The 18,350-nt window shown below is 66.9% G+C and carries 15 protein-coding genes; 4 read left to right on the top strand and 11 right to left on the bottom strand.

Annotated features, from left to right (window positions below; all coding sequences use genetic code 11):
- Positions 1 to 116: 116 nt before the first annotated feature.
- The 4 genes from tsf to B9N75_RS12090 all read right to left on the bottom strand — a co-directional run bounded on the left by tsf (position 117) and on the right by B9N75_RS12090 (position 3,841).
- Positions 117 to 1,061, bottom strand: a complete 945-nt coding sequence (tsf, locus tag B9N75_RS12105; RefSeq protein ID WP_085219023.1) for a translation elongation factor Ts — start codon at positions 1,059 to 1,061, stop codon at positions 117 to 119.
- A gap of 88 nt (positions 1,062 to 1,149) precedes the next feature.
- Positions 1,150 to 1,905 carry a 30S ribosomal protein S2 gene (gene rpsB, locus B9N75_RS12100; protein WP_085219022.1) on the bottom strand — a complete coding sequence of 252 codons (756 nt, stop codon included), beginning with the start codon at positions 1,903 to 1,905 and terminating at the stop codon, positions 1,150 to 1,152.
- Positions 1,906 to 2,292: 387 nt separating this feature from the next.
- Positions 2,293 to 3,096: a CDP-diacylglycerol--serine O-phosphatidyltransferase gene (gene pssA, locus B9N75_RS12095; protein WP_157123822.1), complete on the bottom strand. Its 804-nt coding sequence runs from the start codon at positions 3,094 to 3,096 to the stop codon at positions 2,293 to 2,295.
- Positions 3,097 to 3,103: 7 nt separating this feature from the next.
- Positions 3,104 to 3,841, bottom strand: coding sequence for a phosphatidylserine decarboxylase (locus B9N75_RS12090; RefSeq protein ID WP_085219650.1), 738 nt, complete (start codon positions 3,839 to 3,841; stop codon positions 3,104 to 3,106).
- A 116-nt stretch (positions 3,842 to 3,957) separates the two neighbouring features.
- Here B9N75_RS12090 and B9N75_RS12085 point away from each other — a divergent pair, with 116 nt between their 5' ends.
- Positions 3,958 to 5,172 carry an NADP-dependent isocitrate dehydrogenase gene (locus B9N75_RS12085; protein WP_085219021.1) on the top strand — a complete coding sequence of 405 codons (1,215 nt, stop codon included), beginning with the start codon at positions 3,958 to 3,960 and terminating at the stop codon, positions 5,170 to 5,172.
- 10 nt (positions 5,173 to 5,182) lie between these two features.
- Here the strand turns inward: B9N75_RS12085 and B9N75_RS12080 are convergent, their stop codons facing one another.
- Positions 5,183 to 6,406 (bottom strand): FAD-dependent oxidoreductase, encoded by a 1,224-nt coding sequence (locus tag B9N75_RS12080; RefSeq protein ID WP_085219020.1) that lies wholly within the window; start codon positions 6,404 to 6,406, stop codon positions 5,183 to 5,185.
- A complete protein-coding gene (locus tag B9N75_RS12075) occupies positions 6,403 to 6,612 on the bottom strand; it encodes a hypervirulence associated TUDOR domain-containing protein (protein ID WP_085219019.1) in 210 nt (69 codons plus the stop codon). Before B9N75_RS12075 ends, B9N75_RS12080 begins: the two co-directional genes overlap by 4 nt.
- 104 nt (positions 6,613 to 6,716) lie before the next feature.
- On the opposite strand from B9N75_RS12075, the gene B9N75_RS12070 reads away from it, so the two are divergent.
- The gene (locus tag B9N75_RS12070; RefSeq protein ID WP_085219648.1) at positions 6,717 to 8,507 is read left to right on the top strand and encodes a cation:proton antiporter domain-containing protein; all 1,791 of its coding nucleotides are present in this window, start codon (positions 6,717 to 6,719) and stop codon (positions 8,505 to 8,507) included.
- A gap of 3 nt (positions 8,508 to 8,510) precedes the next feature.
- Here the strand turns inward: B9N75_RS12070 and alaS are convergent, their stop codons facing one another.
- Together alaS and B9N75_RS12060 are read right to left on the bottom strand one after the other, a co-directional pair.
- Complete coding sequence (alaS, locus tag B9N75_RS12065; RefSeq protein WP_085219018.1) at positions 8,511 to 11,171, bottom strand: alanine--tRNA ligase; 2,661 nt, start codon at positions 11,169 to 11,171, stop codon at positions 8,511 to 8,513.
- A gap of 50 nt (positions 11,172 to 11,221) precedes the next feature.
- Positions 11,222 to 11,701, bottom strand: a complete 480-nt coding sequence (locus tag B9N75_RS12060) for a hypothetical protein (protein ID WP_085219017.1) — start codon at positions 11,699 to 11,701, stop codon at positions 11,222 to 11,224.
- A gap of 194 nt (positions 11,702 to 11,895) precedes the next feature.
- On the opposite strand from B9N75_RS12060, the gene B9N75_RS12055 reads away from it, so the two are divergent.
- Complete coding sequence (locus B9N75_RS12055) at positions 11,896 to 13,914, top strand: elongation factor G (protein WP_085219016.1); 2,019 nt, start codon at positions 11,896 to 11,898, stop codon at positions 13,912 to 13,914.
- 113 nt (positions 13,915 to 14,027) lie between these two features.
- Here the strand turns inward: B9N75_RS12055 and B9N75_RS12050 are convergent, their stop codons facing one another.
- The gene (locus B9N75_RS12050; RefSeq protein WP_157123820.1) at positions 14,028 to 15,356 is read right to left on the bottom strand and encodes a dicarboxylate/amino acid:cation symporter; all 1,329 of its coding nucleotides are present in this window, start codon (positions 15,354 to 15,356) and stop codon (positions 14,028 to 14,030) included.
- A 142-nt stretch (positions 15,357 to 15,498) separates the two neighbouring features.
- Here B9N75_RS12050 and B9N75_RS12045 point away from each other — a divergent pair, with 142 nt between their 5' ends.
- Entirely contained in the window at positions 15,499 to 16,815 is a 1,317-nt protein-coding gene (locus tag B9N75_RS12045) for a dicarboxylate/amino acid:cation symporter (RefSeq protein WP_085219015.1), read from the top strand.
- 9 nt (positions 16,816 to 16,824) lie between these two features.
- On the opposite strand, the gene B9N75_RS12040 is transcribed toward B9N75_RS12045, so the two are convergent.
- Together B9N75_RS12040 and speB are read right to left on the bottom strand one after the other, a co-directional pair.
- The gene (locus B9N75_RS12040; RefSeq protein ID WP_085219014.1) at positions 16,825 to 17,448 is read right to left on the bottom strand and encodes a glutathione S-transferase family protein; all 624 of its coding nucleotides are present in this window, start codon (positions 17,446 to 17,448) and stop codon (positions 16,825 to 16,827) included.
- Positions 17,445 to 18,278: an agmatinase gene (speB, locus tag B9N75_RS12035; RefSeq protein WP_085219013.1), complete on the bottom strand. Its 834-nt coding sequence runs from the start codon at positions 18,276 to 18,278 to the stop codon at positions 17,445 to 17,447. Before speB ends, B9N75_RS12040 begins: the two co-directional genes overlap by 4 nt.
- Positions 18,279 to 18,350: the final 72 nt, after the last annotated feature.

Below are 18,350 nucleotides of genomic sequence, written 5' to 3'. Positions count from 1 at the left end.
GCGCGAAGCGGCGCACCTTAGTAGGGCAGCGGGGGGCTGCCAAGCGCGACAAGCCTGCCACCTGCGAAGAGGCGCGGGAAAGTCCCGCATCCGCCGCAGGGGCAGGCTCATGTCGGTCAGTTGGTCGGTTCGGCCTGCTTGACGCCGGACACGGCGGCGACTTCGGCGGCGAAGTCGCTCGTCTGCTTCTCGATACCCTCGCCGAGCTGGAAGCGGACATAGTTTTTGAGCGCGATGCTGCCGCCGGCCTTCTTGGCCTCGGCCGCGACGACGTCCTCGATCTTCGTCTTGTTATCCATGACGAAGAGCTGGCTCATCAGCGCGTTTTCCTTGCGGTACTTCGCCATCGCGCCGTCGACCATCTTGGAGACGATGTCGGCCGGCTTGCCGCTTTCCGCTGCCTTCTCGGAGGCAATCGCGCGCTCGCGCTCGATCAGCGCGGGATCGAGATCCTCGCCGTTGAGCGCCAGCGGGTTGGCGGCGGCGATGTGCATCGCGAGCTGCTTGCCGAGCGCTTCCATCGCACCCTTGTCGGCATCGCCTTCCAGCGCGACCAGCACGCCGATCTTGCCGAGGCCGGCCGCAGCGGCGTTGTGGACGTAGGGCACGACCACGCCGTTGGCGACTTCGAGCACCGCAGCGCGGCGCAGCGACTGGTTCTCGCCGATGGTGGCGATGTTCGAGGTCAGCTTCTCCTCGACGGTGCCGCCTTCGGGCCAGCCGGCCTTGAGCAGCGCGTCGGTGTCGGCGCCATTCTTGAGCGCAAGCTCGGCAACGCCGCGGACGAACGTCTGGAACTGTTCGTTCTTGGCGACGAAGTCGGTCTCCGAATTGACCTCGACGGCCGCGCCGCGGGTGCCTTCGACGGCGACGCCGATCAGGCCCTCGGCGGCCTGGCGGCCCGCCTTCTTGGCGGCGGCGGCGAGGCCCTTGGTACGCAGCCAGTCGATGGCAGCTTCCATGTCGCCGTTCGTCTCGTTGAGCGCCTTCTTGCAATCCATCATGCCGGCGCCGGTGCGCTCGCGCAGTTCCTTGACGGCGGCTGCGGTGATCTCGGCCATTATAAGTTCCTTCTATCGTTCCCCGGCGAACGCCGGAGCCCAGCAAACAGGGAGAGACTGGACCCCGGCGTTCGCCGGGGAACAGCCATTACTCCGCGAGCGCGGCTTCGACCGGCGGCTCGGCCATCGCGCCGACGTCGACGCCGCGGGCGGCTTGGCCGCCCTGCTTGCCGGCGGTGGCCGCATCGGCGATCGCATCGCAGTAGAGGCGGATCGCACGGCTGGCATCGTCGTTACCCGGAACCGGGAAGGCGATGCCCTGCGGGCTGACGTTGGTATCGAGGATCGCGACGACCGGGATGCCGAGCGTGTTGGCTTCCTTGATCGCCAGCTCTTCCTTGTTGGCGTCGATCACGAACATCACGTCCGGGATGCCGCCCATGTCGCGGATGCCGCCGAGCGAAAGCTCCAGCTTGTCGCGCTCGCGGGTGAGCTGCAGCACTTCCTTCTTGGTGAGGCCGTGCGTGTCACCCGAAAGCTGCTCCTCAAGGCTCTTGAAGCGCTTGATCGAATTGGAGATCGTCTTCCAGTTGGTGAGCATGCCGCCCAGCCAGCGGTGGTTGACGAAATGCTGGCCGGAGCGGCGCGCGGCTTCCGCGATCGGATCCTGCGCCTGGCGCTTCGTCCCGACGAACAGCACCTTGCCGCCGCTCGCCGAAATCTGGCGGACGAAATCGAGCGCGCGCGCGAAGAGCGGCACGGTCTGCGACAGATCGATGATATGAACCCCGTTGCGATCGCCGAAGATGTACGGCTTCATCTTCGGGTTCCAGCGATGGGTCTGGTGGCCGAAATGCGCTCCGGCCTCGAGCAATTGCTGCATGGAGACGTCGTTGGACGCCATGATGTTTCTCCTTCCGGTTATACCTCTGCGGAGCCGAGAAGCTGGTTGCCCAACCACCGGTATGATGGCTCCGCATGTGGAATGGCGGCGCGCTTAGCGGCCGATGCCCCTCAAATCAACCCCTTGCGCGGCACGGTCTGGCGCAATTGCGATCATCCGTGGGCGCTTGGATGGAGCGAACCGAATCCCGCGGCGTTGCGCGCTATTGTGGATAACCAAGGGGATAAGCTGTGGGCATTCTCCTCTCAGGCTTGCTTTTTTCGACCCTGTTCGCCGTTGCGCTGCTGATGACGGCGGCGCTTCTCCGCCAGGGAGCCAACGCGATCCTGCTCGCGCTGGCCGGCGAATGGCTGCCGCAGCGTCGCGTCCGCATCCGGCGCATTCAGGTCAGCCCGCGGGCGTCTCGTCCGGCGGGGTTGCCGCTGGTTTCAGCCCAGCCGCTGCGCGCAGCCGCTTGACCTTGCCGTAGCTGAGGAAGCTCACCGGGATCAGCGCGGCGTAGACGATGGCTGCGAACGCCAGCGTCACCCACGGTTCGGACAGCAAGGCACCACCGACCAGAGCGATCACTACCAGCGCCCACAGCCGCACCCCGCGGCGGAGGCGCAGCGATGTCCATGAGAAGGTCGCGATGTTCGAGATCATCAGGAAGGCAATGAGCGCGGTCCACGGCGCGATCAGCAGCGGGTCGCGGAAGATGTCTTCGCGCGTCACGATCCAGAGATAGATCGGAAGGAACGTCAGCCCTGCCCCCGCGGGTGCGGGCACTCCGGTCAAAAAGCCCGCAGATTTATGGGGTTGGTCCTCGACGTCGATATTGGCGTTGAAGCGCGCCAGCCGCAGCGCCGCGCACACCGCATGGGCGAGCGCGAACATCCAGCCGAATTTGGGCAGGTCGTGCAGCGCCCAGAGATAGAGGATGATCGCCGGCGCGACGCCGAACGCGATCACGTCGCTCAGTGAATCCAGCTCGGCGCCGAACTTGCTCTGGCCGTTGAGCATCCGCGCGATCCGGCCGTCCATACCGTCGAGCACCGCGGCGATGATGACGAAGGCGAGCGCCCGCTCCCAATTGCCGTCGACTGCGAAACGAATGCCGGTAAGCCCCGAGCAAAGCGCCAGCGCCGTGACCGCATTGGGGACGAGCGCGCGCAAGGGGATGCCGCGCGGGCGGCGGATTGCCGGCCTCACAGCAGCCTCACTGGCTCACGCCCTCGATCGGCTGCGCCTGCCCGACGCGGGCGATGACCGTCTCGCCGGCCACCGTACGCTGGCCGAGCAACACCATCGGCGCGGTGCCGACGGGAAGGAATACATCGACGCGACTGCCGAAGCGGATGAGGCCGACGCGCTGGCCCGACGCCACGAGATCGCCGGGCTTGACCCACGGGACGATCCGCCGCGCGACAAGCCCCGCGATCTGCGTGAAGCCGATCTTCAGGCCGCCGGAGCTTTCGACGAGAATGTGCTGCCGCTCATTTTCCTCGCTCGCCTTGTCGAGATCGGCGTTGAGGAACTTGCCCGAGATATAGACGACGCGCTTGATCTCGCCGGCAATCGGCGAGCGATTAATGTGGACGTCGAACACCGACATGAAGATCGAAACGCGGGTGTAGGTACCTTCGTCCAAACCGCCCTCGCCGACCAGCTCGCGCGGCGCGGGGACGTCGGAGATGGTGGTGATCATGCCGTCCGCCGGCGCGACGATCAGGCCATCGCCTTTCGGTGTCGTGCGGATCGGATCGCGGAAGAAGGCGGCGACCCAGAGGGTGATGCCCGCCATCGGCCATGCCAGCGTCTCCCAGGCGAGCAGCGCGAAGAGCAGGCAGATCGCGGCGGAGATCACCACGAACTTGCGCCCTTCCGGGTGCACGCTCGGCATCCGGTAGCGGACGGTGGGGGTGAGGATGTCGTTCGGCTTTTCGAGCGAGGTCATGGCCATCCCTTATGCGGCGCCGCGAGGCGGGGCAACCTCGCCGGTTGATCGCCGCCCCGCCGCCGCCTACACGCCCTTCCCAACGCATCAGACCAGCAAGGGGACGCACGCGCGCCATGGCCAAGATCAAAGTGAAGAACCCGGTCGTCGAACTCGACGGCGATGAGATGACCCGGATCATCTGGCAGTGGATCCGCGAGCGGCTGATCCTCCCCTATCTCGATGTCGATCTCAAATATTACGACCTGTCGATCGAGAATCGCGACGCGACCGACGACAAGGTGACGGTCGAGGCCGCCAATGCGATCAAACAGCATGGCGTCGGCGTCAAATGCGCGACGATCACGCCGGACGAGGCCCGCGTCGAGGAATTCGGCCTCAAGAAGATGTGGAAATCGCCCAACGGCACGATCCGCAACATTCTGGGCGGCGTCGTCTTCCGCGAGCCGATCGTGATCGACAACGTGCCGCGGCTCGTTCCCGGTTGGACCGACCCGATCGTCGTCGGCCGCCATGCCTTCGGCGATCAGTATAAGGCGACCGACTTCCGCGTGCCCGGCCCCGGCAAGCTCAAAATCTCCTGGGAAGGCGAAAATGGCGAGCGGATCGAGGAGGAGGTGTTCGACTTCCCGTCCTCCGGCGTCGCGATGGGCATGTACAATCTCGATGAATCGATCCGCGACTTCGCCCGCGCTTCGATGAATTACGGGCTGCAGCGCAAGTGGCCGGTCTATCTCTCGACCAAGAACACCATCCTCAAGGCCTATGACGGCCGCTTCAAGGACATCTTCCAGGAAGTCTATGAGGCTGAGTTCAAGGACAAGTTCGCCGAAGCGAAGATCGTATATGAGCATCGTCTGATCGACGACATGGTCGCGAGCGCGCTGAAGTGGAGCGGCAAGTTCGTCTGGGCCTGCAAGAATTACGACGGCGACGTCCAGTCCGACACGGTCGCTCAGGGCTTCGGCAGCCTCGGGCTCATGACCTCGGTGCTGATGACGCCGGATGGTAAGACCGTCGAGGCGGAGGCTGCGCACGGCACCGTCACCCGCCACTATCGCATGCACGAGCAGGGCAAGGCGACCTCGACCAACCCGATCGCCTCGATCTTCGCCTGGACCGGCGGGCTCAAGTTCCGCGGCAAGCTGGACGACACGCCCGAGGTGACGCGCTTCGCCGAGACGCTGGAGCGCGTCTGCATCGAAACCGTCGAACAGGGCAAGATGACCAAGGATCTCGCGATCCTGATCGGCCCCGAGCAGAGCTGGATGACGACCGAGCAGTTCTTCGAGGCGATCCGCGAGAACCTCGAAACGGCGATGGCGGGCTGAGCCCCGCGCCTTAGTGCCGCATCTGCCCGGCGTCCGGCGAGCGCACATGCTCCCGCCGGACGCCGAGGCCGACGATGCGGGCGGGAATGGCGCGCAGCGTGGGGAAGCGCTGCAACAGCCGCACCGGCAAGGGCAGCCCGTCGAACGGCTGCGCGTCGGCCAACGTCGGGCCGATGACCAGGTCATGCGCGATCTTCTGGATGCGCTGGATTACGCGCGTCGGGAACAGCCGGCGGCGCTGGACGCGCTCGAGCAATGGATCGAGATCGTCGCCGCCCGCAGCCGGAGCGGCGAGGATGTTCGCGGCGGCGACCGCATCCTGGATCGCAAGATTGATGCCGACCCCGCCGACCGGCGACATGGCATGCGCAGCGTCGCCGATCGCGAGGAGCCCGGGGCGGCCCCAGCGCGTGAGCCGGTCGAGCGACACCGACAGCAGTTTGACCTGATCCCAGTCCGCGATCTCGCCCACCGCATCGGCCACGTCGGGGCGTGCCGCGGCGATGCGCTTGCGGAAGGCGTCGATCCCCTGCGCGCGGATCTCCTCCGCCGACCCCTTGGGGATGACGAAGGCGCACTGCCAGTAATCGCCGCGATCGATGAGCACGAGCAGGCGCCCGGGATCGAACATGCCGGTGGTGCGGTTGTCGGGCGTCGGCGCCTTCAAAAGCCGGAACCACAGCACGTCCATCGGCGCGCCGAGATCCTCCAGTGGCAGCGCCCCCGCCTCCCGCAGCACCGATCGCCGCCCATCCGCCGCGATGACGAGATCGGCGGCCAGCTCCTGCTCCCGTTCATCGGCCCGATAGCGCACACCTGCGATGCGGCCGTTCGTCTCGATCAGCCCGGTCGCCTCTGCATTCATCCGCAGCGTGAAGGCCGGATAGCGCCGTGCCGCATCGGCGACGCAATCGAGAAACTCCCATTGCGGCATCAGCGCGATGAAGCGGCACGGCGTATCGAGTCGGCGGAAATCGGCGATCGTCACCTCCTCGCCCGCGATGACGCCGGTCAGCGTCTCGGCGCGCGCGTGCGGACGGGCGAGCAGATCGTCGATCAACCCCAGCTCGTGGAACAGCTCCAGCGTGGAGGGGTGGACGGTGTCGCCGCGGAAATCGCGCAGGAAATCGCCATGCTTCTCCAGCACCGTCACCGGCACGCCGGCACGCGCGAACAGAAGCCCCGCCATCATCCCGGCCGGCCCGCCGCCGACGATGACGATCGATCGGGTCATGTCTTGGTCAGCGCCTCCGGCTTGTGCGCCGCCTTTGCGCCGCTCTTCGCGCTTTTCACGATATACTCCGGATTGTCCTTCGACGCCTTGACGTCATGTCCTTTGATCCTGGTCGGGCTGGTCTGCTTCTTGACGACCGTGCCGCGGGTCTTGCCCTGGCTGGTGTTCCACGCAACGGTGTCGCCGGGCTTGAGCGTCTTCGCCATATGCTGCCTCCTGTCACAGATGCACCGCAAACGCGCGAACATTCATTCCGCCGCCGCGCAGGGCTGACAAGGCTTGCCGATGTTGCCTAAGTAGCGGCATGTCGATGTCCAGCGAATTTGCCACCAGCGGTTTCGAAGATGCGCTGATCATCCTCGGCGCGGCAGGCATTGTTATTCCGACCTTCGCGCGCTTCCGCATCACGCCAGTGATCGGCTTCATCCTAATTGGCATGCTGGTCGGCCCCGCCGGGCTCGGCGCGCTCAGCGGCGATTATCCCTGGCTCCATTATTTCACGATCACCAATCGCGAGGCGATCGAGCCGTTCGCCGAATTCGGGATCATCCTGCTGCTGTTTGCGATCGGCCTCGAGCTGTCCTTCGCCCGCCTTTGGTCGATGCGGAAGCTGGTGTTCGGCGTCGGCGCCGCCGAGCTTTTGCTCTCCGCCGCACTGATCGGCATCGGCATCCATTTCGTCGGGCAAAGCTGGGGCGGATCGATCGGGCTGGGGCTGGCGCTCGCCCTCTCCTCCACCGCTCTCGTACTGCCGCTGGTCGGCACCAGCAGCCCCGTCGGCCGTGCCGCGCTCGGCATGCTGCTGTTCGAGGATCTGGCGATCGTACCGATCATCTTCCTGCTCGGCGCAATGGCGCCGTTCGCACAGCAGGAAGGCTGGGAGGGTCTCGCACAGACGCTCGTCATCGGCAGCCTCACCATCGCCGCGATGCTGTTCCTCGGACGCAAGCTCCTGCCGCCGCTCTTCGCGCAGGCGGCGCGCACCAAGAGCCCAGAGCTGTTCCTCGCCGCAAGCCTGCTCGTCGTCATCATCGCCAGTCTCGCGACGAGCGCCGCCGGCCTCTCGCCCATCGTCGGCGCGATCGTCGCCGGCGTGCTCATCGCCGAGACCGAATATCACGATCAGGTGGAGATTATCACCGCGCCGTTCCGCGGCCTCGCGCTCGGTATCTTCCTGATCACCGTCGGCATGAGTCTCGATCTCAGGCTCATCGCGGCCAACTGGCAGGCGCTGCTGCTGGCGCTGGTCGGCGTGGTGGTGGTGAAAGCGATGGTGACGGGGGTCCTCCTCCGCCTCTCCGGCGCAGGCCGGGCCGTGGCGGCGGAAACGGGGGTGCTGATGGCCTCTCCGTCCGAGACCACGCTGATCGTCCTCGCCACGGCCGCCGCAGCACAGCTCATCCGCCCCGAAACCGCGGCCTTCTGGCAGATCGTCACCGCCGTCGGCCTCACCATCACCCCGCTGCTCGCGCGGATCGGCCAAGACGTCGCGCGACGGATGGAGGCACGGACGCAGGAACCCGTGCCCGACTTCACTGTCGGCGACGATGGCGAGCAGCGCGCCGTCATCATCGGCTTCGGCCGCGTCGGGCGGCTGGTCGCGGAAATGCTCACCATGCACGGCAAACCCTATGTCGCGGTCGAATCCAACATCGATGCGGTGCGTGCCGCGCGGCGCGAGGGTTTCCCGATCATCTTCGGCGATATCGCCCGGCCCGAACTGGTCGATAATCTGAGGCTCGGCCATGCCAGCGCGCTCATCCTGACGATGGACAATCCCGTGCTGGCGCTGCGCATCGTCAAGAAGGTGCGCGGCTATTGCCCTGATCTTGCCATCGTCGCCCGCGCGCGCGACGCCACCCACGCCGCCGCGCTCTACCGCGCCGGGGCGAGCGACGCGGTGCCCGAGACGCTCGAATCCTCGCTCCAGCTATCGGAAGCCGTGCTCGTCGATCTGGGCATCGCAATGGGTCCGGTGATCGCCTCGATCCACGAAAAGCGCGCCGAGCAGCGCGCCGAAATCATGGAAATGGGCGAACTCGCCGAGCCGCCCAAGCTTAAGCGGCGGACGCTGCGCGAAGCGAAATCGGAAAGCGGCTGAGGGTCAGGCGGTAACGTTCTCGCCAGCCAGCGCCTTGCGCACCGCGTCCAGCGCGGCATCGGCCTTCGCACCGTCCGGCCCACCACCCTGTGCCATGTCCGGCCGGCCGCCACCGCCCTGCCCGCCGACCGCCGCGACGGCGGCCCTGATCAGATCGACCGCATTGAACCGCGCGGCGAGATCGTCGCTGACACCGACCGCCACCGTCGCGCGGCCGTCGTTGACCGCAACCAGCGCCGCCACGCCGGAGCCGAGCCGCTGCTTGGCCTCGTCCACAGCGCCGCGCAAGCCCTTGGCTTCGAAACCGTCGAGCACGCGGCCTTCGAACGCGACGCCCGCGATCTGCTCCGCCGCCGCGGGGGCCGCGCCACTGCCGCCGCCAAGCGCCAGCGCCTTCTTCGCCTCGGCAAGCTCGCGCTCCAGCCGCCTGCGATCCTCGACTAGGGCGGCGACACGCGCGGGCACCTCGTCGGGCGCGGCCTTCAACACCTGCGCAGCCTCACGCAGTTTCTCGTCGCGCGATGCCAGCCACTGGCGCGCGGCCTCGCCGGTCAACGCCTCGATGCGGCGGACGCCGGACGATACCGCACTTTCGCCGATCACCTTGAACAGACCGATGTCGCCGAGCGCGTTGACGTGGGTGCCGCCGCACAGCTCGACCGAATAGATGCCCTCGCCGCTCGTCCCCATCGAGACGACGCGCACTTCGTCGCCATATTTCTCGCCGAACAGCGCCATCGCGCCCTCCGCGATCGCGTCCTCGGGCGTCATCAGCCGCGTCGAGACCGCGCCATTCTCGCGGATGTGGCGGTTTACGTCGGCCTCGATCTCGGACATCCGTTCTGGTTCGACCGCAACGGGCTGTGAGAAGTCGAAACGCAGGCGCTCGGGCGCCACCAAGCTCCCCTTCTGCGCGACATGGAGGCCGAGCCGCTCGCGGAGCGCTGCGTGAAGAAGGTGCGTCGCGCTATGGTTGGCGCGGATCGCGCTCCGTCGCGTCCGGTCGACGGTGAGATGGACCGCATCGCCCACCGCGATCGCGCCTTCCGCGATCCGCGCACGATGCGCGAAGATGCGGCCGAGATGCTTCTGCGTGTCCTCGACTTCGGCGCGCAAGCCATTGTCGTTGCTGACGATACCCGCATCGCCGACCTGCCCGCCGCTCTCTCCGTAGAAGGGCGTCTGGTTGACGACGATATCGACCGTTTCGCCCGCCGCCGCGCGATCGACGCGGGCGCCGTCCTTGACCAGCGCGATCACCTCGCCCTCGCCTTCCTCGGAGGCATAGCCGGTGAAGTCGGTGCCGCCCTTCTCCTCGGCGAGGTCGAACCACAGATCGTCCGAAGCCTTGTCGCCCGATCCCTTCCAGGCGGCGCGCGCCGCGGCCTTCTGCTCGGCCATCGCCGCGTCGAAACCGGCACGATCGACGCCGAAGCCCTGCGCGCGGAGCGCATCTTCGGTCAAATCGTAAGGGAAACCGTAGGTGTCGTAGAGCTTGAAGGCGGTCGCGCCCGCCAGCGTATCGCCCGCGCCCATCTCCGCCGTCGCCTCGTCGAGCAGCTTCAGTCCCTTGTCGAGCGTCTGCCGGAAGCGGGTTTCTTCCAGCTTCAGGGTCTCGGTGATGAGCGGCTGCGCGCGGACGAGCTCGGGATAGGCGGCGCCCATCTCGGCGACCAAGCTCGGCACCAGCCGGTACATCAGCGGCTCGCTCGCGCCCAGCAGATGCGCGTGCCGCATCGCGCGGCGCATGATGCGGCGGAGCACATAGCCCCTGCCCTCGTTGGCCGGCAGGATGCCGTCGGCGACGAGAAAGCCCGAGGCGCGCAAGTGATCGGCGATCACGCGGTGGCTCGCCTGCCTGTCGCCGGTCGTCGCGGTCTTGGTCAACTCGCCAGAGGCGGCGATCAGCGCCTTGAACGTGTCGGTGTCATAATTGTCATGGACGCCCTGCAGCACCGCGGCAAGGCGCTCCAGCCCCATGCCGGTGTCGATAGAAGGCTTGGGAAGATTGCGGATGATCTCGTTGTTTTCCTGCTCATATTGCATGAAAACGAGATTCCAGATTTCGACGAAGCGGTCGCCGTCCTCATCCGGGCTTCCCGGCGGCCCACCGGGGATATGGTCGCCATGATCGTAGAAGATTTCCGAGCACGGCCCACACGGGCCGCTGTCGCCCATTGCCCAGAAATTGTCCTTAGTGGGGATGCGGATGATGCGGCTTTCGGGCAGGCCCGCAATCTTCTTCCAGAGATCGAACGCCTCGTCGTCGGTGTGGTAGACGGTGGCGGTCAACTTCTCGGCCGGCAGGCCCCATTCCTTGGTCAGCAGCGTCCAGGCGTGATGGATCGCCTGATCCTTGAAATAGTCGCCGAACGAAAAATTGCCGAGCATCTCGAAGAAAGTGTGGTGCCGCGCCGTATAGCCGACATTGTCGAGATCATTGTGCTTGCCACCCGCGCGCACGCATTTCTGCGCGCTCACCGCGGTCGAATAAGGCCGCGTCTCGAGCCCGGTGAAGACGTTCTTGAACGGCACCATCCCGGCGTTGACGAACATCAGCGTCGGATCATTCTGCGGCACCAGCGGCGCGGACGGCACGATGCGGTGGCCGGTCCTGGCAAAATAGTCGAGAAATGCGCGGCGGATGTCGTTGGTCGATGTCATCCGCGGCGATGTAAGCCCGTGCGGTCAAGCGGGCAAGCGGCGCGACAAGCTCAGTAGAGCGGTGTCGCGGGCTCCTCGATGGTCGGCACCGCAACCTCCGGCTCGGTGATCGGATAGCCGGCGTAGCGCGCAACGGCGGCGATCTCGGGCGCGGGTTCTGCCGATGGCGATGCTTCGACGGTGCGATAGCCGTCCTGTGCGCCGATGCTGGCAGCTTCGTAACCGTCGAAAGCGGGCGCCTCATAGGCGGCGTCGATCACATAATCGCGGCCCACGACATCACGGCCGACCACCGTGCAGCGCGGACAGCCGCTGCCATAATCATATTCGCCGGCGGTGCTGGCCTGAAGCGCATAGGAATCGGCGACGCCCGCCTTGGGATTGGGGACGAGGCTCGCGTAAGTTGGCGCGCTACTTTCCGCGCGCGCGGCGCCGACATGGCTCGATGCGCCATTGCCGAGATGCACGCCTAGACCCGCGCCAACGATCGCCAGCGCCGCCGCGATCGACCAGTTGCCGAACCTCTTCATCCCCTTGGTCCTCGTTACAGGGTGATCCTCAAGACCACCGCTCGCCCCAACGCGCATCGTGCCGCCTGCGTTCCGAAACGCTCCGCCACCGCCCCCCTTGCGATTCGCGGCGGATAGGCAGACGGTGGGTGTTTCGGCGCGCGAGCGCCCCTCCCCGCGGGCGCTCCGCCCCTTGCGACGGAGAGGAGAGGCACATGCCCGGAACAACCCAAGGCACCAGAGTCGTTGCGCTCGTCGGACCCGGCGGCGCGGGAAAGACGAGCCTCGCCGAAGCGCTGCTCCACGCCGCGGGCGCGATCGACCGGCACGGATCGGTGGCGGCGGGCAGTTCCGTCGGCGATGCGAGCGCCGAGGCGCGCGCGCGCGGCGGATCGACCGAGCTCAACCTGATGCACTTCGAATTTCTCGGCGATCGCTTCGCTTTGGTCGATTGTCCCGGATCGATCGGCTTCTCGGCCGACGGCGCGCTCGCCGTGGCGGCCGCCGATCTCGCCATCGTCGTCGTCGATCCCGAGGAGGATCGCGCGCTGCTCGCCGAGCCGACGTTGCGGCAGTTGGAAGCGCTCGGCGTTCCCCACGCCATCTTCGTCAACAAGGTGGATCAGGCACGCGGCAGCATCCGCGCCCTGCTCGAGGCGTTGCAGCCGATGAGCGCCTCGCCGCTGATCGCGCGCCAGATCCCGATCCGCGACGGCGACAAGATCAGCGGCTTCGTCGATCTCGCGCTGGAGCGCGCCTTCCACTACGTCCCCGGCAAGCCCTCCGAGCGCACCGAAATCCCCGCCGACCTCGCCGACCGCGAGAAGTCGGACCGCTTCCACATGCTCGAACAGCTCGCCGACCATGACGATGCGCTGCTCGAGCAATTGCTGATGGACGAAACGCCCGATCTCCCGACCGTGCTCGCCGATCTGGCGCGCGAGACGCGTGGGAATCTCGGCGTGCCGGTGCTGTTCGGCGCCGCGACCAGCGGCTTCGGCGTCCGGCGGCTGCTGAAGGCGCTCCGCCACGAGGCCCCCACCCCTGCCGACACCGCGGCCCGTCTGGGCGTCGAGGGGCCCGCGGCGATAGTCTTCAAGGTCTCGCACGGCAGCGCGGTCGGGCGCCTCGCGCTCGCCCGCGTGCTCGGCGGCGATCTCGCCGAGGGCAGCGAGACGAAGGGTCCCGATGGCGATCCGGTACGGATCGGGACGATGCTCGCAATGCAGGGGGAGAAGACCGCGAAGCTTCCCAAGGCCGAAGAGGGCGCGGTCGTCGCCTTGGCCAAGATTGAGGGCGTCGGCGCCGGCGAATGGCTGGGGCACGGCGGTTCGCTCCCCGACAATGACCGCCCCGCCGCCAACCACGTTCTCGCCATCGAGACGCGCGACCGCAAGGATGACGTCCGCCTCTCCAGCGCGCTCCACAAGCTCGCCGAGGAAGACCCCCTGCTGAGCTGGGAGCAGGACGAGGCACTGCACGAAACGCGCCTGCGCGGCATGAGCGACGAGCATTTGGGCGTCGCGCTCGCGCGGATGAAACGCCGCTATGGCGTCGACGTCCGCTCGCGGCCGTGCGCGATCGGATACAAGGAATCGATCCGCAAGTCCGTCAGCCAGCGCGGGCGGCACAAGAAGCAGTCGGGCGGCCACGGCCAGTTCGGCGACGTAGTGATCGAGGTCGCCCCACAAGAGCGCGGCGCCGGGTTCACCTTCCGCGAGACGATCAGCGGCGGCGTCGTCCCCAGGCAGTGGTTCCCGGCGATCGAGGCAGGCGTCAAGGACGCCATGGCCAAGGGTCCGCTTGGCTTTCCGGTCGTCGACGTCGCGGTGACGCTCACCGACGGCAGCTATCACAGCGTCGACAGTTCGGAGATCGCGTTCCGCACCGCGGGCCGGATCGCGATGAGCGAAGCGCTCGCCGCCGCCGCGCCGCATCTGCTGGAGCCGGTGCACAAGATCGTCGTGATGACGCCAGGCAATGCCACGTCTCGCGTCACCTCCGCTATCGCCAGCCGCCGCGGCCAGATGCTCGGCATGGGGCCGCGCGAGGGTTGGTCGCGCTGGGACCGGATCGAGGCGCTGCTTCCCGAATCCGAACTGCAGGGCCTCGACGCCGAGCTGCGCTCGCTGAGCCAGGGCCTTGCCAGCTACACCGCGAGCTTCGACCATTTGGCCGAGCTCAACGGCAAGCTCGCGGACGAGGTCGTGCAGAAGGTGCTCGAACCGGCCTGAGCGCCTTGAGGCCGTCACCCTGAACTTGTTTCAGGGCCCATGTCGGAGACGGTCGCGATCGTCACCGGGATGGATGCTTAAACGAGTTCAGCATGACGGGTGTGTGGTGGCCCTTAGCTCGGATGCGCCTCGGCGACGCCCTCGCCCTCCGGCGTGCGTTGCGGCGCCGGCGGCCCCTCGTCCTCACCGCGCGAGATGACCACCGCGGCGGTGAGATCACCCGTGACGTTGAGCGTCGTTCGGCACATGTCGAGGAAGCGGTCGACGCCGAGCACCAGCCCGATCCCTTCCGGTGGCACGCCCACCATCCCGAGGATCAGCGCCACCACCGGCAGCGATCCGGCCGGCACGCCCGCGGTGCCGATGCCGCCGAGAATGCAGACGAGCAGCACCATGAACTGCTGCGTCAGCGTCAGATCGACGCCGAAGAACTGGGCGAGGAACAGCACGGTCACGCCCTCGAAGATCGCGGTGCCGTTCTGGTTGGCGGTCGCGCCGATGGTGAGGACGAAGCGCGAAACCTTGGGCGGCAGGCGGAGCCGCTCCTCGGCAACGCGCAGCGCGGTGGGCAGTGTCGCGTTCGACGATGCGGTCGAGAAGGCGACGACCATCGCCTCCTGGCTCTGCCGGAAGAAATAGAGCGGCGACATGCCGCCGAGCGTCTTCAGCGCTACCGAGTAGACCACGAACATGTGGATCGCGAGCGCGAGCAGCACCACGCCGACATAGGCGCCGAGCCGGACGAGCAACTCCCAGCCGAACACCGCGGCAAGGTTGAACATGAAGCAGGCGATGGCGATCGGCGCCATGCGGATGACGATGCCGATCAGCTTCATCGTGACGTGGAAGATGCCCTCGACCGCTTCCTGCAGCCGCTGCGCGGAGGGCGTGTTGACCAGCAGCAGGCCGATGCCGAAGATCAAAGCGAAGAACATCACCGCGAGGATGTCGTTCTGCGAGGCCGCGGTGACGACGTTGGACGGGATGATGTTGAGGAAGGCCTGGACGCCCGACGGCATCTCGCGCGTGTTGGTGAGGATCGCCCCCGCCCCTTCGCGTGCCTCGCTGAGCAAAGATTGCGCGAGCGCGGGATCGACGCCGTCGCCCGGCCGGAAGATGTTCACCGCAGTCAGCGCGATCACCACCGCGATGCTCGAGATCGCGACTGTATAGACCAAGGTCTTGACGCCGATCCGCTTGAGCGCGGCGACGTCGCCCATCTCCGCCACACCCACGACCAGCGCCGAGAAGAGCAATGGGATGACCAGCATGAACAGCAGCCTGAGGAATATCTGCCCGATTGGCCCGGTCACATAGGTCGTGACGGTATCGACCCAAGGCGCGTCCGCCTGCGTGAAATGCACGATCAGTCCGAGCGTCAAACCGACCGCGAACCCGATCAGCATCTTCCACTGGAGCGAAAGCCCCTTGCTATCCGTCATGCCTTTGCCGGCCTCCTTGATTACCCGCGCCGAGCCAGGCGCGGGGTCTAGGATGCACGAAGCGGACGCCAGGCGCAAAACCAGAGCTTGACGGCGCCCGCGCGATATCATTCTTGGCGCCGCTCATTTCGGGGGACCAAGCGTGGCAAAGCGCCTCACCTATTTCATTCTCATCGGGCTGGTGGCCGGCATCCTGCTCGGCTGGGCGCTCAACGCGAGCATCTCCGACGGGACGGAGGCGAGCCAGGGGCGGCTCACCGAGATCGCCGGCTATTTCTCGATCGTGACGACATTGTTCCTGCGGCTGATCAAGATGATAATCGCGCCGCTGGTCTTCTCGACGCTCGTAGTCGGCATCGCGCATATGGGCGACACCGCGGCGCTCGGCCGCGTCGGGCTGCGCGCCTTGCTCTGGTTTATCGGCGCCAGCCTCGTCTCGCTGACCTTGGGCCTCATCCTGGTCAACACGCTCCAGCCGGGCGCGGGTCTCAACTTCCCGCTGCCGCCGGTCGATGCGGCGAGCGGCGTCGAAAAGGGCGGGTTCGATCTCAAGACCTTCGTCACCCACCTCGTCCCGGCCTCGATGGTCGAGGCGATGGCGACCAACGAGATCCTCCAGATCGTCGTCTTCTCATTGTTCGTCGGCGTCGCGATGACGGCAATCGGCGAGAAGGCCGCGCCGCTGGTCAGGGCGTTCGAATCGCTTGTCGCGGTGATGCTGCAGATCACCGATTATGTGATGCGCTTCGCGCCGATCGCGGTGTTCGCGGCGGTGGCGGGAACGGTCGCCGAGCGCGGACCCACCATCCTCGGCACCTTCGGCTATTTCATCGGCAGCTTCTACATCGGCCTCGTCATTCTCTGGGCGCTGCTGATCCTCGCTGCCTTCGTCATCGTCGGCAAGCGCGTGAAGCTGCTGCTGCGCTACATCCGCGAGCCGATCATCCTCGCCTTCTCCACCGCCTCGTCCGAAGCGGCTTACCCACGGACGCTGGAGGCGCTCGACCGGTTTGGCGTGCCGCCGCGCATCGCCAGCTTCGTGCTGCCGCTCGGCTATTCGTTCAATCTCGACGGCTCGATGATGTACATGACCTTCGCGGTCATCTTCATCGCGCAGGCCTATGGCATCGATCTGACGCTCGGCCAGGAAATCACCATGTTGCTGGTGCTGATGATCACCTCCAAGGGGGTCGCCGGCGTGCCGCGCGCCAGCCTGGTGGTGATAGCCGGCACGCTGGCGCTGTTCGACATTCCGGAGGCAGGGCTTTTGCTTCTCTTAGGCGTCGATCATTTCCTCGACATGGGCCGATCCGCCACCAACGTCGTCGGCAATGCGGTAGCGAGCGTAGTGGTCGCGCGGTCGGAAGTGCCGCTGGATCCGATCGAGCCAGCCGAGATCGAGCCGCCCAAGGCGCCGTCGCACGTCCCCCCGCCGCCGCCCGGCACCGATCGCTTCTAGCGGCGGCGCTCAGGCGTAGGCGTAAGGCCCGCCCTTGGCGAGTGCGGCGGCATAGGCCGGGCGGGCGTGGATCCGCTCGAGCCAGTCGAGCAGGTTGGGATAGCGGCCGTCGAGGCCGGCGCGGGCGCGTGCGGCCTCGAGCGGGAAGCTCATCATGACGTCCGCCGCGCTGAAGGCCTCGCCCGCGAACCAGGGCCGCGACGCCAGCTCGGCATCGAGCCAGGCGAGATGCTCGCCGAACATCTTGAGCAGTGGCCCGCGCGCCGGGCGGCCGAGCAGCCCCAGGCGGCCGACGACCAGCAGCCCGAACAGGGGCGGCATCATCGAGCCTTCCGCATAATGAAGGAAATGCCGGTATCGCAGCACGTCGTCGCGCGACGCCGGCGGGCCGAGCCGCCCGTCCGCCTTCTCGACCAGATATTCGATGATCGCGCCCGTCTCGGCGATGATCCGGCCCTCATCCTCGATCACCGGCGATTTGCCGAGCGGATGGACCGCTTTCAGCGCGCGCGGCGCCAGCATCGTCTTCGGGTTGCGCTCGTAGCGACGCACCTCGAACGGCAGGCCGAGCTCCTCCAGCAGCCACAGCACCCGCTGCGACCGGCTATTCTCGAGATGATGGACGGTGATCATGCGCCGTTCCTTGCGATAAGGCCGGCAAGCTCCTTGACGAGCTTGGCGGCGAGGGTTGCGGTGACGCCGTCGCGATCGCGCGCCGGATTGAGCTCGACGATGTCGGCGCCGACCACGCGCGCGGTCTGGCGATCGAGTATGTCGAGCACCTCGCGGACGCTGAGCCCGCCCGGTTCGTGGTGTGAGACGCCAGGGGCGAAGGCGGGATCGAAGCCGTCGAGATCGATGCTGATATAGAGCGGCGCGTCCAGCACGGGCACATCCGCGGGCATGAAGCCGCGCATCGGCACGATCTCGACGCCGAACCGCTCGGCCTGCGCGCGGCAGTGCGCATTGAGCGTGCGAATGCCGACCTGGATGAGACGGCGGGCATGACTGCCCTCCAGGATCCGCGCGAAGGGCGAGGCGTGCGAGCGCGGATCACCGCCGAAGTCATCGTAGAGATCGGGATGCGCGTCGATGTGGAGGACGTTGAGCGGGCCGTGCGCGGCGGCGACCGCTTCAACCAGCGGAAAGCTCACCGCATGATCGCCGCCGAGCGCGATCGGTACGGCGGCCGCGGCGATGGCATCGGCGACGGCGGCGCGGATGATGGCATCGTCGCCCGCATCCTCGTGGAGCGGCAGATCGCCGGCGTCCTCCACGACGATGTCAGCGGCGAGCTCGAACCCCGCTTCGCACGCCAGGTTCGAATGATCGGAAGCCAGCGCCGCTCGGATCGCGGGCGGTGCCGATGCGGGTCCGCGCAGAAAGCTCGAATGCACGTCGGTCGGCAGGCCGATCAGCCGCACCCGCGCCTTGTCCGCTTCCCCTGCCCGCGCCGCGTTCATCGAAAGGTCTTGGCTCGCAGGGGGTGGCTTGTCTAGGGCGGGGCTCGCCTTTTCCGTTTTGGATAGAAACCC

Source organism: Allosphingosinicella indica, assembly GCF_900177405.1.
Classification (GTDB): domain Bacteria; phylum Pseudomonadota; class Alphaproteobacteria; order Sphingomonadales; family Sphingomonadaceae; genus Allosphingosinicella; species Allosphingosinicella indica.
Note: the sequence above shows the minus strand (reverse complement) of the source record. Positions and strands in the feature narration are given on the sequence as shown.

Excerpts from the sequence above, each read along its gene's own strand:
- tsf (WP_085219023.1), bottom strand. The coding sequence starts at position 1,061 with ATGGCCGAGATCACCGCAGCCGCCGTCAAGGAACTGCGCGAGCGCACC.
- rpsB (WP_085219022.1), bottom strand. The coding sequence starts at position 1,905 with ATGGCGTCCAACGACGTCTCCATGCAGCAATTGCTCGAGGCCGGAGCG.
- B9N75_RS12090 (WP_085219650.1), bottom strand. The coding sequence starts at position 3,841 with ATGACCTCGCTCGAAAAGCCGAACGACATCCTCACCCCCACCGTCCGC.
- B9N75_RS12085 (WP_085219021.1), top strand. The coding sequence starts at position 3,958 with ATGGCCAAGATCAAAGTGAAGAACCCGGTCGTCGAACTCGACGGCGAT.
- B9N75_RS12080 (WP_085219020.1), bottom strand. The coding sequence starts at position 6,406 with ATGACCCGATCGATCGTCATCGTCGGCGGCGGGCCGGCCGGGATGATG.
- B9N75_RS12075 (WP_085219019.1), bottom strand. The coding sequence starts at position 6,612 with ATGGCGAAGACGCTCAAGCCCGGCGACACCGTTGCGTGGAACACCAGC.
- B9N75_RS12070 (WP_085219648.1), top strand. The coding sequence starts at position 6,717 with ATGTCCAGCGAATTTGCCACCAGCGGTTTCGAAGATGCGCTGATCATC.
- alaS (WP_085219018.1), bottom strand. The coding sequence starts at position 11,171 with ATGACATCGACCAACGACATCCGCCGCGCATTTCTCGACTATTTTGCC.
- B9N75_RS12060 (WP_085219017.1), bottom strand. The coding sequence starts at position 11,701 with ATGAAGAGGTTCGGCAACTGGTCGATCGCGGCGGCGCTGGCGATCGTT.
- B9N75_RS12055 (WP_085219016.1), top strand. The coding sequence starts at position 11,896 with ATGCCCGGAACAACCCAAGGCACCAGAGTCGTTGCGCTCGTCGGACCC.
- B9N75_RS12050 (WP_157123820.1), bottom strand. The coding sequence starts at position 15,356 with ATGACGGATAGCAAGGGGCTTTCGCTCCAGTGGAAGATGCTGATCGGG.
- B9N75_RS12040 (WP_085219014.1), bottom strand. The coding sequence starts at position 17,448 with ATGATCACCGTCCATCATCTCGAGAATAGCCGGTCGCAGCGGGTGCTG.
- speB (WP_085219013.1), bottom strand. The coding sequence starts at position 18,278 with ATGAACGCGGCGCGGGCAGGGGAAGCGGACAAGGCGCGGGTGCGGCTG.